General features: G+C 64.8%; 12 protein-coding genes and 1 tRNA gene. 9 read left to right on the top strand and 4 right to left on the bottom strand.

From position 1 onward, the window contains the following. The first annotated feature begins 144 nt into the window (after positions 1–144). On the top strand, positions 145–1,329 hold the full coding sequence (locus GJ700_RS14075; RefSeq protein ID WP_154374813.1) for a DesA family fatty acid desaturase: 1,185 nt from the start codon (positions 145–147) through the stop codon (positions 1,327–1,329). A gap of 49 nt (positions 1,330–1,378) precedes the next feature. Here GJ700_RS14075 and GJ700_RS14070 read toward each other — a convergent pair whose 3' ends face one another. The 3 genes from GJ700_RS14070 to GJ700_RS14060 all read right to left on the bottom strand — a co-directional run bounded on the left by GJ700_RS14070 (position 1,379) and on the right by GJ700_RS14060 (position 5,263). Continuing rightward, positions 1,379–4,057 carry a bifunctional acetate--CoA ligase family protein/GNAT family N-acetyltransferase gene (locus GJ700_RS14070; RefSeq protein WP_154374811.1) on the bottom strand — a complete coding sequence of 893 codons (2,679 nt, stop codon included), beginning with the start codon at positions 4,055–4,057 and terminating at the stop codon, positions 1,379–1,381. A gap of 22 nt (positions 4,058–4,079) precedes the next feature. Continuing rightward, positions 4,080–5,015: a histone deacetylase family protein gene (locus GJ700_RS14065; RefSeq protein WP_154374809.1), complete on the bottom strand. Its 936-nt coding sequence runs from the start codon at positions 5,013–5,015 to the stop codon at positions 4,080–4,082. A 172-nt stretch (positions 5,016–5,187) separates the two neighbouring features. After that, positions 5,188–5,263, bottom strand: a tRNA-Phe gene (locus GJ700_RS14060). 235 nt (positions 5,264–5,498) lie between these two features. On the opposite strand from GJ700_RS14060, the gene GJ700_RS14055 reads away from it, so the two are divergent. The 4 genes from GJ700_RS14055 (at position 5,499) to GJ700_RS14045 (ending at position 10,907) form a co-directional block, all read left to right on the top strand. Continuing rightward, a complete protein-coding gene (locus GJ700_RS14055; RefSeq protein WP_229507001.1) occupies positions 5,499–6,602 on the top strand; it encodes an aryl-sulfate sulfotransferase in 1,104 nt (367 codons plus the stop codon). Between the two features lie 3 nt (positions 6,603–6,605). Beyond that, the gene (locus tag GJ700_RS35445) at positions 6,606–6,950 is read left to right on the top strand and encodes an arylsulfotransferase family protein (RefSeq protein WP_229507000.1); all 345 of its coding nucleotides are present in this window, start codon (positions 6,606–6,608) and stop codon (positions 6,948–6,950) included. 91 nt (positions 6,951–7,041) lie between these two features. After that, the gene (locus GJ700_RS14050; RefSeq protein WP_371867953.1) at positions 7,042–9,456 is read left to right on the top strand and encodes a TonB-dependent receptor; all 2,415 of its coding nucleotides are present in this window, start codon (positions 7,042–7,044) and stop codon (positions 9,454–9,456) included. Positions 9,457–9,473: 17 nt separating this feature from the next. Next, positions 9,474–10,907: a sulfatase family protein gene (locus tag GJ700_RS14045; protein WP_154374807.1), complete on the top strand. Its 1,434-nt coding sequence runs from the start codon at positions 9,474–9,476 to the stop codon at positions 10,905–10,907. A gap of 21 nt (positions 10,908–10,928) precedes the next feature. On the opposite strand, the gene GJ700_RS14040 is transcribed toward GJ700_RS14045, so the two are convergent. Further along, complete coding sequence (locus GJ700_RS14040) at positions 10,929–11,969, bottom strand: hypothetical protein (RefSeq protein ID WP_229506999.1); 1,041 nt, start codon at positions 11,967–11,969, stop codon at positions 10,929–10,931. 102 nt (positions 11,970–12,071) lie between these two features. Between GJ700_RS14040 and GJ700_RS14035 the strand changes: the two genes are divergently transcribed. The 4 genes from GJ700_RS14035 to GJ700_RS14020 all read left to right on the top strand — a co-directional run bounded on the left by GJ700_RS14035 (position 12,072) and on the right by GJ700_RS14020 (position 16,777). Beyond that, positions 12,072–13,523: a cytochrome P450 gene (locus GJ700_RS14035; RefSeq protein ID WP_154374805.1), complete on the top strand. Its 1,452-nt coding sequence runs from the start codon at positions 12,072–12,074 to the stop codon at positions 13,521–13,523. A 75-nt stretch (positions 13,524–13,598) separates the two neighbouring features. Then, positions 13,599–14,735, top strand: a complete 1,137-nt coding sequence (locus GJ700_RS14030; RefSeq protein WP_154374803.1) for a DJ-1/PfpI family protein — start codon at positions 13,599–13,601, stop codon at positions 14,733–14,735. Positions 14,736–14,759: 24 nt separating this feature from the next. Next, positions 14,760–15,731 (top strand): GlxA family transcriptional regulator, encoded by a 972-nt coding sequence (locus GJ700_RS14025; protein ID WP_443094165.1) that lies wholly within the window; start codon positions 14,760–14,762, stop codon positions 15,729–15,731. Between the two features lie 140 nt (positions 15,732–15,871). Continuing rightward, the gene (locus GJ700_RS14020) at positions 15,872–16,777 is read left to right on the top strand and encodes a CsgG/HfaB family protein (protein ID WP_154374799.1); all 906 of its coding nucleotides are present in this window, start codon (positions 15,872–15,874) and stop codon (positions 16,775–16,777) included. The last annotated feature ends 2 nt before the right edge of the window (positions 16,778–16,779 follow it).

Here is a 16,779-nt window from a genome sequence, read left to right as displayed (position 1 = left end):
ATTTCGCCAAAAACTGCAGTTCGTATTGGCCTTCCTCAGCGTTGCCGCCTGCCGGCGCAACTCCGTCAAAGTCCCCCAATCGCCGCATGCCGGCGATGCGCCTGGCGACACCCGAATGTATAGCGGCACCCGAGGAGGGCAGACATGGCGATGCATTGGCAAAGACTGGCTGACGGATTCCTGGCGTTCAGCTGGTGGCAATTGTTCCTGGTCGGCGCGATCACCACGCACGCGACCATCGTGGCCGTGACGGTTTATCTGCACCGCTGCCAGACCCACCGCGCACTGTCGCTGGGGCCGGCGGTATCGCACGCCTTCCGGTTCTGGCTGTGGCTGACCACCGGCATGGTGACACGGGAGTGGGTGGCGGTTCACCGGTGCCATCATGCGCACTGCGAAACAGCGAAGGATCCCCATAGCCCGGTTGTCGCCGGCATCAACCAGGTGCTGTGGCGCGGCGCGGAACTGTACCAGGCTGCCGCCAGCCGGCCCGCGCTGGTTGATCGCTATGGCGCCGGCGCGCCGGACGACTGGATCGAGCGCCGTGTATACAGCCGCTATACGTGGCAGGGCGTCGGCCTGTTGCTGGCGATCGAGCTGTTCCTGTTCGGCGCGCGCGGACTGACGCTGTGGGCGTGCCAGATGATGTGGATTCCATTCCTGGCGGCCGGCGTGATCAACGGCGTGGGACATTATGCGGGTTACCGCAACTATGACTGCAAGGAGGCGGCGACCAACATCGTTCCGTTTGGCTTGCTGATCGGCGGCGAAGAGCTGCACAACAACCATCACACGTTCCCGACCTCGGCAAAATTTTCAGTGCGCTGGTTCGAGCTGGATATCGGCTGGGCATATATCCGCGTCCTGCAATGGCTGCGGCTGGCGCGGGTTCGCGAGGCGCCGCATCCGTTGACACCGCGTCCGGGACAACTGGCGCCGACGCCGGCCACCCTGCGGCAGGTGCTGGGCAACCGTGCCGAGCTGGTGCGGGAACTGACGCTATTGACGCTTGCTGTTTATCGCACCGAACGCGCCATGCTGCTCAAACAATTCCCGCGCCCCATGCTGGCGCAGGCCAGGCATCTGCTGCGGCGCACTCCTTGCCGGCTCAGCAGCCTGCAACGCACTGCCCTTGGATTGGTGCTGGCCCACAGCGGACCGCTCGATGCCATGCAAGCGGCGCGCGACACGCTGGAAGTCCTGTGGCGCCGTTCGGCGGCGTCACCGGAACAGTTGCTGGCCAGCCTGCAGGCGTGGTGCGTGAAGGCGGAACAAACCGGACCGGCCGGCCTGCGCAGGTTTGCGCGGCAAGTGGCCAGTTATGGATGACCCATGGGATTGCGTCGCCGTTTTCGCCAAGTGCGGTCCCGGTGCGGCTTCACAGCGTCTTGCTGCACAGCCGGAAGTCGGGGTCGTCCGAGTAGGGCTGGATCTGGAAGTCCAGGCTGGCCATCAGCTTGAGCATGCCGCTGTTTTTGCACAGCACCAGGCCGTCGATCTCGCTCAACCCCTTGTCGCGCGCGACGTCCATGATGCCCAGCATCAGGCGCGTGCCCAGGCCCTGGCCGCTGAAGCGGTCGTCCACCAGCAACGAGAACTCGCAACTGCTGCGGTCGGGATTGGCGATGTAGCGCGACACGCCGATGATGCTCTCGGCCTCGACGAACTCGCCATCCGGCCCTAGCGTGCGGGTGCGCTGCACCGCCACCAGCGCCATTTCGCGGTCGTAGTCGATCAGGGTGTAGCGCGCCAGCATCGGCACCGACAGCTCGCGCAGCGAAGAGGCGAATCGGTAGTAGCGCGATTTTTCCGACAAGCCGCGCACCAGGTCTTGCAGCATCGAGGCGTCGTCCGGCTGTATCGGGCGCAGCGTGTACTGGCCGCCGCCGCGCATCGGCCATTCCCGGGTATAGGTCGACGGGTAGGGCAAGATCGCCAGGTGGTCATAGTCGTGCGCGGACGGCGGCGCCGCACCGATGACGATGCGCGCGTCCACCACCAGCGCGCCGTGCTCGTCGACGATCAGCGGATTGATGTCCATTTCGCGCAACTGCGGCAGCTCGCATACCATTTCCGACACGCGCAGCAGCATGTGTTCGACTGATTCGCGCTGTACCGGCGGCGCGCCGCGCCACTCCCCCAGGGTGCTGGCCGAGCGTACCCGCGCGATCAGGCGCCGGGCCAGGAACTGGTTCAGCGGCGGCAATTCGACGGCGCGGTCGTTGATCAGTTCTATCATCGTGCCGCCGGCGCCAAAACTGATGACCGGGCCAAACAGGTGGTCAGTGACGACGCCGATGTATAGCTCGCGCCCATTGCGCTTGCCTGCCATTTTCTGGATCGTCACGCCGTTGATGCACGCGTTCGGCTCGAGGCGGCGCACGTTGGCCATCATGTCGTTGTAGCCGTCGCGTACGGCGGCGGCGTCGAGCACGTTGAGCGCCACGCCCTGCACGTCGGACTTGTGCGAGATGTCGGGCGAGTCGATCTTCAGCGCCACTGGATAACCTAGCTGGCTGGCGATCAGGATCGCCTCGCCGGCGCTGCGCGCCAGGATGGTCTGGGTGATCGGGATGTGGAAAGCCGCCAGCAGCGCCTTTGATTCCATCTCGGTGAGTACATTGCGGCGCTCGGCCAGCACGCTTTCGATCAGCAGGCGCGCGCCTTCGAGGTCGGGCTGCGCCAGTTGCGATAGCGGCGGCGGGGTTTGGTACAACAGTTGCTGGTTCTGGTAGAAGGAGGCGATGTTGCTGAAGCCATCGACCGCCGCCTCCGGCGTGCGGAAGGTGGCCAGGCCGGCCGCGCCGAGAATGCTGCGCGCCTCGCCAACCTGGGCGTCACCCATCCAGCAGGTCAGTAGCGGCTTGCCCAGGCTGGGATACAGGCTGGCCACCGCCTGCGCCACCGCGCCCGGGTCGCTACCCGGCTTGGGCGAATAGATCACCAGGATGCCGTCGATCTGGCTGTCGTGGGCGCAGGTCTGCAGCGCGCAGGCGAAATGATCGGCCCCGGCCTCTTCGGACAGGTCAAGCAGGTTGTACAGGGTCGCGTGTGGCGGCAGCAGCGGCGTTAGCGCCTGGGTGGACGCGGGCGACAGCTGCGCCAGTTGCAGCTTCTTTTCGTCGATCCAGTCTGCCGCCAGCACGCCCGGGCCGCCGCCATTGGTGACGATGGCCAGGCGCGGCCCGACCGGGCGGTAGCGCGAGGCCAGGCATTTCGCCGCCGCGAACAGCTGGACGAAGGACTGGACGCGCACCGCGCCGGTACGGCGCAGCGCCGCGTCGAACACCTCGCCGCTGCCGACGATCGCGCCGGAGTGTGTTTGCGCCGCCTGCGAGGCCGCTGCCGCGTTGCCGGCTTTGAGCACCACCACAGGCTTGGTGTTGGCTGCGCCGCGCAGCGCCGACAGGAAGCGGCGCGCATTGGTGATGCCTTCCATGCAGATGACGATCGACTGCGTGGCCGGGTCTGTGGCGAGGAAATCCAGCGTCTGTGCCAGGTCGACCGCCGTGTTGGGGCCGAGCGAGACCACGGTGGAAAACCCGACCGCGTTCTTGTCGGCCCAGTCGAGGATGGCGGCCGTCAGCGCGCCGGACTGCGAGATCAGCGCCAGGCTGCCCGGCTGCGCCAGGCGACCGGCCATGCTGGCATTGAGGTTCAGGCGCGGGCGCTGATAGCCCAGGCTGTTAGGCCCGAGCAGGTGCAGGCCGTGCTTGCGCGCGATCGCGTGCAACTCCCTGGCCAGCGGCGGCGCCACGCCGGCCGAGATCACCAGCGCCGCGCGGCACTGGATGCGGCCGGCCACCTCCAGCGCAAATGCCACCTCCTCGTTGGGCAGCGCGATGACGGCCAGGTCGGCGCGGGAATGGGCCAGGTCGGACAGGGTGCCGCTCATGCAGACGTCGAGATAGGTGACGGGGCCGCTGAAACCACCCTGTTCGAGCTGGGCGCGGATGCCGCGACCGTAGCTGCTCTGGCTCTCCGGCTGGTCTTCCTTGCCGCAGAAGACCACCATCGACGCCGGGGAGAACAGCGGGGTAAGGTAATGAGCTTGCATCGTCGCTTCGCAAGAGATGGGGTTAGTCGTCGAGTCCCAGCAGCACCTTCAGGTGCGCCGCTGCGCTCCGTGCCAGTGACGATGGTTCATATCCGCCTTCCAGGCAGGACACAATGCGGCCATGGGCGTGGCGCTGCGCCACCGCCACAATCTGCCGGGTGATCCAGGCATAGTCGGCTTCGACCAGGCCGAGATTGCCCATGTCGTCCTCGCGGTGGCCGTCGAAGCCGGCGGAGACGAAGATCATCTGCGGTGCGAAACGCTCCAGCGCCGGCAGCCACTGCCCGGTGATGGCGGCGCGCATCACGTCGCCGCCGGAGCGTGCCGGCAGTGGTACGTTGACCATGTTGGCGCCGCGCGGCGTATTGCCGGAGAAGGGATAGAGCTTGTCCTCAAAGATCGAGCACATCAGCACGCGCGCATCGTCGCGCAGGATGTCCTCGCTGCCGTTGCCGTGGTGGACGTCGAAGTCGACCAGCGCGACCCGTTCCAGGCCGTGCACATCGAGCGCGTGGCGGATGCCGACGGCGACGTTGTTGAAGAAGCAAAAGCCGCCGGCCGCCCCATATTCGGCGTGGTGGCCGGGCGGGCGCACATTGCAGAAGGCAAAGCCGGCGCGTTGCGTCAGCACCAGGTCGGTGGCCAGCACGGCAGCGCCGGCCGCGCGCAGCGCCGCCCGGTAGGTGTATGGGTTCATGCTGGTGTCGGGATCGATCTGCACGCTGCCGCTGGCCGGTGACTGCGCCGCTATGCTGTGCAGGTACAGGCTGGAATGTGCCCTTGCCAGTTGGGCTTCGGTCGCCAACGGCGCGTCATAGGGCTGCATGAAGTCGAGCAGCCCCCTGATCAGCAGCATGTCGTGGATCGCCCCGATGCGCCCTGGCGCCTCGGGATGCTGCGGCCCCATCTCGTGCTTGAGGCAGTCGGTGTGGAAGATGTATGCGGGAAGCGTCGCCATGGTCGGGAGGGAAGCCACCGCTGCGCGAGATGCGAGCGGATCGTAGGACCAGTGTAGTGAGCTGAATCAACAGTGTCGTTGATTCAAGTCAAAAATCGATGACGTCAAAACCGGGGAGCGTACAAACAAAAACGCCGACCAGCATGGGTCGGCGTTTTCGCTAAAGAATTCTTGGTGGCCCGGGGCGGAATCGAACCACCGACACAAGGATTTTCAATCCTCTGCTCTACCAACTGAGCTACCAGGCCAAGAGACCAAGATTATAGCAGCATGAAATCCGGTTTGCCAAGCCCCTTTTAGTTGCTGTCCCTTCGGCTGATTTGCCAGCGGTTTGCCTAATTATTGGGCGCTCGCTGTCCATGCGCATTTGTACTGTTCAAATGCGTCCGCTGCAAATATCCGTATGCGAATTAATTCGTGGCTAGCGAGATGGGGTGCTGCGTAAGATGCACCCACTGTTTGATAACCACCAAGGAGCCACAGATGTTTGCATCGTCCGCAGCAGTTTCCCCTGAAGGTAAAGGCCGTCCGCGCCGCGCACGGCAACTCGCCATGATGTGCGCGGCCATGGCTTGCGCCTTCGCTGCGGTCACGGCAAGCGCTGCGCCCAGCGTCTATCCCACCGGCGTAACCCGCTATGAACCGGCGCGCGCATGGAATGGCTATGTCGTCTTCAGCGGCCAGGATGGCAAGACGCACTTGATCGACATGAATGGCAATGAAGTGCGCCAGTGGCCGCATGTGGGCTTCCCGCCCGTGTTGCTGGACCCGGCGCTGGCCGGCGGCAAGCGCGGCAACATCCTGCTGCAACTGGCGAACGCGCCCGGCGCGGCGGCCGGCAATGGCCTGGGCAACAAGGCCATCGGTGAACTGGACTGGAATGGCCAGGTCGTGTGGCAGTGGGGCCAGGGGGCGCAGGATGCCTATGCATCGGCGACCGTGCAAAGCAGCGCCGCGCCCGATGGCGGAGTCAAACAGCACCACGACTGGCGCCGCCTGCCGAACGGGAATACGCTGGTCCTGGCCAACCAGGTCCACCCGGTGGCAGGGTTCAAGGCCGAACAAGTGCTCGATGACGTGATTTATGAAGTCACGCCGAAAGGCGACGTGGCATGGAAGTGGGTGGCGTCCGAGCACCTGGAGGAATTCGGTTTTTCGCCCGCAGCCTTGAAGCTGGTGCGCGCCGCGGAGCCGCGCAATGGCGCCAAAGCGCTCGACTACCTGCATGTCAATAACATGTCGGTGGTGGGGCCCAATAAATGGTACGACCAAGGCGATACGCGCTTCCATCCGGACAATGTGCTGATCAATTCGCGCGAAGCCAACTTCATCGTCATCATCGACAAGAAGACGGGCAAGGTGGTGTGGAACCTGGGACCGGATTATCCCGCCATTGGCGCGACGAACGTGCCGCGTCCCGTCGACCAGATCATCGGCCTGCACGATGCGCACGTGATCCCGCAAGGCTTGCCGGGCGCCGGCAATCTGCTCGTGTTCGACAACCAGGGCGAAGCGGGCTATCCGAAAGTCAGCCCCGGCATGTTCCCCCATTCACGCGTGCTGGAAATCGATCCCGTCACCAAATAAATCGTGTGGCAATACACGGCGGCCAATTCCGGGCAGACCCTGTGGAGTTTCTACAGCGCCTTTATCAGCAGCGCGCGCCGCCTGCCGAACGGGAATACGCTGGTCGACGAAGGCATGAATGGCCGCTTCTTCCAGGTGACGCCACAGGGCGACATCGTATGGGAATACGTCAGCCCGTATTTCGGCAATTCCGCCGTGGGCGGCGCGGGCAAGCAGGTGAAAACCAACTGGGTCTACCGCGCACAACCGGTGCCGTATGACTGGGCTCCGGCAGGCACACCCCGCTCGGAAAAAGCCGTGGCCGCACACAACGCGGACAGCGGCGTGAAGGTTGCCGACCAGCGCTGATTTTCCGAAGTAACCAATACATGCAAAGCGCGCCCGATCGCTGGAGGGCGGGGCGCAGCTTTGCCAAAAATAGAGAGCAAAGGGATAAATCGTGGTTAAGCAAGAACTCAAACTCAGCGCCATCGCGCTGGCCGTGCTGGCGCTGGCGCAACCGGTGCAATCGCATGCGGCGGCAGCCATCGCAACGGCAGTGGCGGCGGCAGCCGGCGCGTCGGGCGGCATTGCCGCCGATGACGCGGTCACCATCGTCGCGACCGATACGTCGGCGGGCGGCGCCGCCGCAATCGGCGCGGCAATCGGCGCCGCAGGCGCCAGCGCATCGGACGCCGCCTATGCCGGCGCGGTACAAACCGTGCTGGTGACGACCCGCCGCCGCGTGGAAAGTTCGCAGAACGTGCCGACGCCGATGAGCGTGCTGGGCGAAGATGTGCTCGATGGCAGCCGCACGTACCGCGTGCAGGATTTGCCGCAACTGCTGCCCAGCACCACCGTCAATTATGTGCACGCACGCCAAATGAGCTTCGCCGTGCGGGGCCTGGGCAACAATCCGGCCAGCGATGGCCTGGAGGGGAGTGTCGGCGTCTACCTGGACAATGTCTACCTGGCCCGTCCCGGCATGGCGGCGTTCGACGCGCTCGACATCGCCCAACTGGAATTGCTGCGCGGTCCGCAAGGCACGCTGTTCGGCAAGAACACCACGGCCGGCGTGCTCAATATTGCATCGAAAAAGCCGACCTTCAATACCGAGCGCATCGCCGACCTGTCGCTGGGCCAGTATGGCCACAAGCAGGGCCGCTTCGTGCTGAATGGCGAGCTGGCAGACGGCGTGGCGGGACGCCTGACCGCCTATGCATCGCGTGACGATGGCTACATCACCAACCGCTACGATGGCGGCAAGGTGCAGGGCGGCGACCGCAATGGCGTGCGAGCCCAGGTGCTGGTGGAAAAGAGCAAGGACTTCAACCTGCGCGTGATTGCCGACTACCACGAGGAAGATTCGAATAACGGCACGCTGGTGTTCTACAGCGCGGGCCCCAGCGGCCGCGCGCTGACGCAGGCCAAGCTGGTGGGCGCTTCGCCGGTACCCGATCCGAAAGAGCGCGCCGTGAACCTCGACACCGGGTCCCACGTGGCCGTGCACCAGGGCGGCGCATCGGCGGAAGCCAACTGGACGTTCGCCGGCGACGCGAAACTGACGTCCGTGACGGCATACCGCTTCTGGGCCTTCACGCCGCAAAACGATGACGGCTTGCCGGTGCCCGTCGGGCTGAACGCGGGCGCTTCCACGCGCCACAAGCAATTCACGCAGGAATTGCGCTGGGCCACGCCATCCGGCCAGCCGCTGGAGTCCGTGTTTGGCGCGTATTACTACCGCCAGAAACTGTCGAACAATTCGTTCAACGTCAACGGTCCGCTGAACGACCTGTACAACGGCACGCCGGCCGGTGCATGGTCGAATGTCACCAGCACGGCGCCCGCCTGGCTGGACGTCGACAGCTATGCGCTGTTTGCGCAATCGACGTGGCACGCCACGCCGAAGCTGGACGTGACGGCGGGCGCCCGCGTCACCTATGAAGACAAGAGCGCCCGGATCACGCGCAATGCGCCAATCGGCCCTGCCGTCACCGGCGCCGTGCTGGCGTCCCGCAACGGCCGTTACGGCGCATTCGATTCCGGCGTCGTGGAACTGTCGCAAAACAGCCCGACCGCGCTGCTCAACGTGGGCTACAAGGTCAACCCGGACGTGCTGCTGTATTCCAGCCTGTCGCATGGCGAAAAATCCGGTGGCATCAACCTGTCGGTGCCGGGCGCGGGCGGCATTGCGTCGCTGCTGGTCGGTACCGAGCGCGCCAATGCCTTCGAAGCGGGCGTGAAGTCGCAATGGTTCGACAACAACCTGCAATTGAACGGCAACGTGTACGCCACCATCGTGCATGGATACCAGAGCAATGCGTATGACCCCGTCAGCCGCACGTCGTATTTGACCAATGCGGGTGATGTGCGTACACGTGGCGTGGAACTGGAACTGGTGGCCACGCCCACCCGGGGCCTGACCTTGCGCTCGAACGTGTCGTTCAATGACGCCAGCTACCTGGCCTACACCAACGCGCCATGCCCGCCGGAGCGCAGCGCGACGTTCTGCGACCTGTCCGGCCGCAATGCGCTGGTCAACGCGCCGCGCTGGATCGCCAACGCCAGCGCACAGTATGCGCACCGCGCCGGCGAAGGGTTGCAAGCCTACGTGAACGCCAACTATTCGTACCGTGGCGCCACCTACGGCACGCTGGATGCCTCCGAGTATTCGAAGATCCCGGCCTACAGCATCAGCAATTTCTCGCTGGGCTTGCGCAGCACGCGGGGCGCCGCATGGGATGTGTCGCTGTGGGTGAAAAACGCGTTCGACAAGCACTACTACACCAGCATGTGGAACAGCAATTTCGGTTCCTATAACGCCGTGATCGGCACCCCGCGCACGGTGGGCGTCACCGGCCGCTATGAATTCTGAATGACAGGAGAGAAGTCATGAGCAAGATTAACCGCAAGCGCCGCGCCGTGATTGGCGGCTTGTCCACCCTGGGCCTGGCGGCGGCCGTGGCGCCCGCCGCGCTGGCAAAAGCCGGCAACGGCCAGCCCAATATCATCTTCATCCTGGCCGATGACCTGGGCTGGGGCGACCTGAGTGTCTATGGCCAGACGGATTTCCGCACGCCGAACCTGGATAAGCTGGCAGCACAAGGCTTGCGCCTGACGCAGCATTATTCGAATTCCGCCGTCTGCTCGGCCACCCGCTTCGGGCTGATCACGGGCCGCTACCAGTACCGCCTTCGGGGCGGCCTGGAAGAACCGATTTCCGGCGCGTCCGACACCATCGGCTTGCCGCCCGAACATCCGACCCTGCCATCGCTGTTGAAGAAAGCGGGCTACCGCACCGCGCTGGTCGGCAAGTGGCATCTGGGATCGCTGCCGAAATTCGGCCCCCTGAAAAGCGGCTACGATTCCTTCTACGGCAACTATGGCGGGGCCATCGATTACTTCACGCACAAGCCGGGCGTGGGACCGGACGTGAAGGACGACTTGTATGAAGGCGAGGTGCCGGTCAGCGAAGTGGGCTACTACACGGACTTGCTGGGCCAGCGCGCTTCCGCGTTCGTCAGGCAGCAGAGCGCCGCGCAACCGTTCTTCCTGTCGCTGCATTACACGGCGCCGCACTGGCCGTGGGAAGGGCCCGGCGACGAAGCTATTTCCCGTTCGCTGACGGCATCCGGCGGCGGCATTTTCCACTATGACGGCGGCGACCTGGCCACCTACGGCAAGATGGTGGTGGCGCTGGATGCGTCGATCGGCCGCGTGCTGAAAACGCTGGAACAAAAAGGCCTGGCCGAGAACACCATCGTGGTATTTTCCAGCGATAACGGCGGCGAGCGCTTCTCGAAAACGTGGCCGTTCGCCGGCCAGAAAACCGAATTGCTGGAAGGCGGCATCCGCGTGCCCGGCATCGTACGCTGGCCGGGCCGCATCAAGGCGGGACAGGTCAGCAGCCAGGTGGCGATCAGCATGGACTGGCTGCCGACGTTGCTGGCTGCCGCCGGCACGGTCCCCGACCCCGCCTACCAGCCGGACGGCGCCAACCTGCTGCCCGTGTTGCTGGGCGAGGAAAAACCGGTCGAGCGCACGCTGTTCTGGCGCTACAAGGCCAATGAACAGCGCGCCGTGCGGGCGGGGAACTGGAAATACCTGAAGTTGAACGGCAATGAATTCCTGTTCGATTTGTCGGCGGACCAGCGCGAACGCGCCAACCTGGCCTATCGCCATCCGGACAAGCTGGCCGACTTGAAGCAGCAGTGGGAAACATGGAATGCGAGCATGTTGCCGATCACGGCGGAGGTGCGCACGCATGGCGTGGGCGGCAAGGTACAGGCGGACAAGTACAGTCCGCAGGCGAATGCCGGCAGTTGAGGGGGGCAGCGGCGAGTGCTGTTATGGTTCGCGCCGCCGCGCCTTGACGGTTTTTCCCTCGCTGTCAAAAAGCAGTACCAGTTCCGCCATCTGCGGAGTGCCGTCCGCAGTGGCCGGCAGACGCCGCGCGGGCGGATACTGGTATTGCCACACTTCATAGCCGCTGTCGAACGTGATGGCCTTGAACGGTGCCCCCAGCCGCGCCAGCACGGCGGCGCTGTCCGGCGGCGCTTCGGGCGCAACGGCCGGCGCTTCATCCATGTAATCGAATTCCACCAGCGTATCGTCCGGCCAGCTGGCATCCCACACGGGCGCGTAATAACTGCGGTCCAGCAGCACCTGGCAATCGCAGAACGGCAGCGTGGCCGGCGTTTGCGTTCCTCCCGCATACAGCGCGCGGAACGGCAGCACCGCCACGCGTTCGCCGGACCGCAACGTCACGCCAAACAGCGGCCGTTCCGCAAATTGCAGGTAATTGCCGTCCGGTGACGTGCACACCTGGTCCGGCCCCGCCAGCAAATCCGACAGCCAGGCAAACATCCGCGCATTGTTCGATACCAGCCCCGCTTCCACCCCCACCAGGCATTCGAGCCGCAAATCGCCCAGCCGCCGCATGCCTGGCGGTACGCCGCTGCTGATGACTTGCGCGCGCCACGTCATGCTGCTGGTCTTGCGGTTGGCCACCAGCGCGGCATCTTCGCGCAGCGCCTGCTCGTTGCGCTCCAGCGTGAACGTGTGGTCGGGCGCGATCGCCACCGGCAGCGTGATGTGGTCGCCCACCACATTCAGGGTCACGCCTTCCAGATTGATAGTGGGTAAGCGGGGCAACAGGCGGAACCGCAATGCCGATTGCGGCGCTAGCGCAATGTGGCGCGCATAGCGGTCCATGCCCCGCACCATCTTGCGGTAAGACTTGTCGACGGGGTCGCGCGTATTGGGCACGGTGACGGACTGGATTGGTTGCTGGGCCTGTTGCGCCGCGCTGGTGCAGCACAGCAGCAGGACCGCCGCCCCCATGAGCCGCGCGCAGCGCGCGAGTACCCTGGTGTACCTGCCTTTCATGCGCCGATGGTACGCCACCACAAGATTTTGGCTCGCACGGCATGCACGAAATCCCCACGCCGAGTTATCATTAAGAAATAATAATTTGATAATTGATTTCATATGGACAGCACACCGACGGCATTGCCATTGCCGACCTTTCCACCGCCATTACGCACCATCGAGTCGTTGCCTGGCCCACGCCGCTGGCCGCTGGTCGGCAATGTGCTGCAAATACGGCCACTGCGGCTGCACCAGGATGTCGAAGCCTGGTGCCGCGAGTACGGCGATTTCTTCCAGATGTACATGGGACCCGAGCAGGCGCTGGTGGTGGCGGACCATGACGTTGTCGCGCAAGTATTGAAACAGCGCCCCGATACGTTCCGCCGCCCCGCGCTGTCCGAGCGCATCATGCGTGAAATGGGCTGCGTGCCGGGCTTGTTCGATGCGGAAGGGCAGGACTGGCGCAACCAGCGCCGCATGGTCATGCATGCGTTTTCCCCGCAGGGCATCAAGGCGTATTTCCCCTCGCTGGTGAAAGTCGCGCTGCGGCTGCAGCAGCGCTGGGATCGCGCGGCGCAAGATGAGCGCACCATCGTGCTGTCGGATGACCTGAAACGCTATACGGTCGACATCATTGCCGGGCTGGCGTTCGGCACCGACGTCGACACCATCAATGGCGGCGAGGAAGTCATCCAGCGCCACCTGGACGTGATCCTGCCCGCCATCGCGCGCCGTACGTTGTCGTTCGTCGCCTACTGGCGCGTATTCAAGCTGCCGCAAGACCGGCGTCTCGAACATTCGGTGGCCACGGTGAGGCATGCGATACAGGACTTGATCGGCCAGGCGCGCACCCGCATGGCGCGGGAGCCGGAGCGTGCCGCGCATCCCGCCAACCTGCTGGAAGCCATGCTGGCGGCGGCCGGCCAGCCGGGCAGCGGCGTCGGCGATGAAGCCGTGGTCGGCAATGTATTGACCATGCTGCTGGCCGGGGAAGATACGACGGCCAATTCCATCGCATGGCTGCTGTATCAGTTGCAGCGCCATCCGGAAGCCCTGGCCCGTGCGCGCGACGAGGTGCTGCGCCATGCGCCGGATCCCGCCGCGTTCACGATGGAGCAGATGGACAAGCTGGAATACCTGAATGGCTGCATCCAGGAATCCATGCGCATCAAGCCGGTGGCGCCGTTCATCCCCGTCGAAGCGATGCACGATACGTCAGTGGCGGGCATCCATGTGCCGGCGCGCACGCTGGTGTGGTGCGTGCTGCGTCACCACAGCATGGCCGACAGCCACGTGGAACAGGCCGCGCAATTCGATCCGCAGCGCTGGCTGCATGAAGGGCCGGGCGCCATCGACCGCAAGGTCGCGATGCCGTTTGGCGCCGGCCCGCGCATTTGCCCGGGACGCTACCTGGCGCTGCTGGAAATGAAGGTGGTGATGGCCATGCTGCTGGGCCGCTACGACATCGACGCCGTGGCGACGCCGGATGGCAAGGAAGCGGAAGAATTGATGGCGTTCGTCATGTCGCCGATCGGCCTGGCGATGCGCTTGCGCAGGCAGAGGTGGCAGTAATTGACGGTTTTGTGGCATTCCTGCCGCCGTGGCCCATCCGATAATGGCGCGGAGACGTTTTTCACAGGAGCCGCCATGCCACGTACTGCCATCCTTGCCATATTCACCGCGGCCTTGCTGGGCGCTGCGCCGCTGTACGCGGCCGGGCAGCAGCAGGCTGCCGCGGTTGCCACTGCGGTGACCCCCGCAGTGACGCCGGCCGCCGGCGCCATCGAGCGCTATCAGCCGCGCTTCGGCCGCTCCCGCCCGCTGGTGGCGGTGGTCGGCGACAACCACGGCACGGAATTGACGGACTTCGTTATTCCGTACAGCGTGCTGCGCCGCGCCGGCGTGGCCGACGTGCTGGCGGTGGCGACGCAGGACGGTCCGCTGCAAATGCTGCCCGGTCTGCGCATTGCGCCGGATGTGGCCATCGCGCAATTCGACGAGCGCTATCCGGACGGCGCCGATTACGTGATCGTGCCCGCCGTGGTGCACGATGCCGGCCCTGCCTTGCCTCAATGGGTGGCGGCGCAGGCGGCCAAAGGCGCGACCATTGTCAGCATTTGCGATGGCGCCCTGGTGCTGGCCAACAGCGGCATCATGAAAGGCAAGAGCGGCACGGGGCACTGGGCCACCGACAGCCTGCGCAAGGATCGCTATCCGGAGACGCGCTGGCTGGACAACGCGCGCTACGTGGCCGACGGCAAAGTCGTCTCCAGCGCCGGCATCAGCGCGTCGCTGCCGGTGTCGCTGGCGCTGGTCGAAGCGATTGCCGGTACGGAGCGCGCCACGGCACTGGCGGAAGAGATGGCGGCGGGCGACTGGAGCCAGGCGCACGACAGCGCGCCATTCCGCCCGCGCTTCGGCGTCAACCTGGCGGCCCATGCCACGCGGTTCACCAATCCCGTGCTGCATCATAAGGACATGCTGGCGGTGCAGGTGGCCGATGGCGTCGATGAGCTGGCGCTGGCGTTGACGGTCGATGCGTGGTCGCGCACGGGCCGCAGCAAGGCGTATGCGGCGTCCGGGGCGGACGTGCCGGTACGGACGCTGAACGGCTTGTCGGTGCTGCCGGAAGCGCCCGGCCTGGTGCCGGACCGGATGCTGGCGGCGCAGGCGGCCCCTCCCGGCAAGGTATTCGGCCACCTGCTGGACGATATCGCGCAAGCGTATGGCAAACTGACGGCGCACCGTGTCGCCCTTGATTTTGAATATCCCGGTTACCCCTGACGTCCGCACCTTTCAATGAAACCCCTGCGCATCGCCATCCTCGCTTATGACAATATGAACCTGCTGGACCTGAGCGGTCCGTTGCAGGCGCTGTGCACGGCCAACCGCGGCAGCGGCCGCGCACTGTATGAAACAGTGGTGGTGTCCGCATTCGGCGGGTTGATCACCACCAGCGCGGGTTTGCCGGTGATGACGCAGCCGCTGGCGGTGCTCGACGGCGTGCCGGTCGACACCATCATTGCGGCGGGCGGCTGTGCCGGCGACGAGTTCCATGCGCCGCCGCAACTGGCCGCGTGGGTGGCGTGCCATGCCGCCCGGGCCCGGCGCGTGTGTTCCGTGTGCACCGGGGCATTCATCCTGGCGGCGGCGGGACAGCTGGATGGTCGCACGGCCGCCACGCACTGGGCCTGGACCGGCAAGCTGCAAAAACTGCATCCGCGGGTCAAGGTCGATGCGGAGCGCATCTTTATCCGCGACGGCAATGTGTGGACGTCGGCCGGCGTCAGCGCCGGCATCGACCTGGCGCTGGCGCTGATCGAAGAAGATTACGGCCACCGCATCGCCATCGAGGCGGCGCGCCAGATGGTGGTGTTCATCAAGCGTTCCGGCGGCCAGTCGCAGTTTTCCGCGCCGCTGGCGGCGCAGGAAAAGGCCGGAGGACGCTTTGCCGAGCTGCATGCGTGGATGTCCGGACACTTGCACGAGCAATTGACCGTGGAGCGGCTGGCCGCGCAGGCCGGCATGGCGCCGCGCACGTTTGCGCGTACGTATGTGGCGCAAATGGGAGTCACGCCCGGCAAGATGGTGGAAACCATGCGGCTGGAAGCGGCGCGCCGTGCGCTGGAAGAAACCGGCTTGCCCCTGAAGAGCATCGCCGCGCGCAGCGGCTATGCCGACGAACAGAATCTCCGGCGCGCCTTCCAGCGCCACCTCGGCATCAGCCCCGGCCAATACCGCAACCGTTTTTCCCCGCATGCCACCCAGGTGATTGCCTGAATGCTATTGTTGCGCACAATTCAATGTCAAAAAATCATTGGTCACATGACAATGTGAGAGAATTCAAAATATTTTCTTATTTATAATATTTTGACACTACAATCGCCCGTCAATTTGGGCTTGTCACCGGGGAGCCACTGATGAAAACAACCTATCGCACGCAATTGCTGGTCATTGCCGCCGCCACAGCCGCCGCATTATCGGGCTGCGCCGGAACCACGCCACAACTGGGAGGCGCCAGCACGGTCGCCACCGGTTCCACGGGCGGCGCCACCGCGTCGAACGCCAATTCGCAACTGGAAAAATGCGACCGCTCACTGGGCACGCTGGCCGTGCATGAAGATTCCAGCGCCCCGTGGTATCACCACCTGTCGCAATACAAGCTGGGCTCCACCGTGCCGGTGCTGCGCATGATGATCCAGCAATCGAATTGCTTTGTCGTGGTCGAACGCGGCGCCGCCATGAGCAATATGACGGCGGAGCGCGCGCTGCAGGACAGCGGCGAAATGCGCGCCGGCAGCAGCTTCGGCAAAGGCCAGATGGTGGCCGCCGATTACACGATGACGCCGTCGATCACGTTCAGCCAGAAAGGCACGCAAGGCATTTCCGGTGCCCTGGGCGGCTTCGGCATCATCGGCAGCGTCGCCGGCATGGTCGCGGGCGGCATGAAGGCCAACGAAGCGTCGACCACGCTGCTGATGACGGACAACCGTTCCGGCGTGCAACTGGCGGCTGCCGAAGGCAGTGCGAAAAACTTCGACTTCAATCTGTTCGGCGGCGTGTTTGCCGGCGGCTTTGCGGGTGCTGGAGGTTATTCGAATACGCCGGAAGGCAAGATCCTGGTGGCGTCGTTCATGGATTCGTACAACCAGTTGGTCAAGGCCGTGCGCAACTACAAGGCGCAGGAAGTGCAGGGCGGTTTGGGCACCGGTGGTGCGCTCGGCGTACAGGGCGGCACGACGCCGGCCTCCACCAGCGCCGCGGCGGCGCAACAGCCTGCCAAACCGGCGGCCAAAAAAGACACGAAGAAGAAACAGCAGCAATAACA

This window comes from Pseudoduganella rivuli, assembly GCF_009674485.1.
In the GTDB taxonomy this organism is placed as follows: domain Bacteria; phylum Pseudomonadota; class Gammaproteobacteria; order Burkholderiales; family Burkholderiaceae_D; genus Rugamonas; species Rugamonas rivuli_B.
Note: the sequence above shows the minus strand (reverse complement) of the source record. Positions and strands in the feature narration are given on the sequence as shown.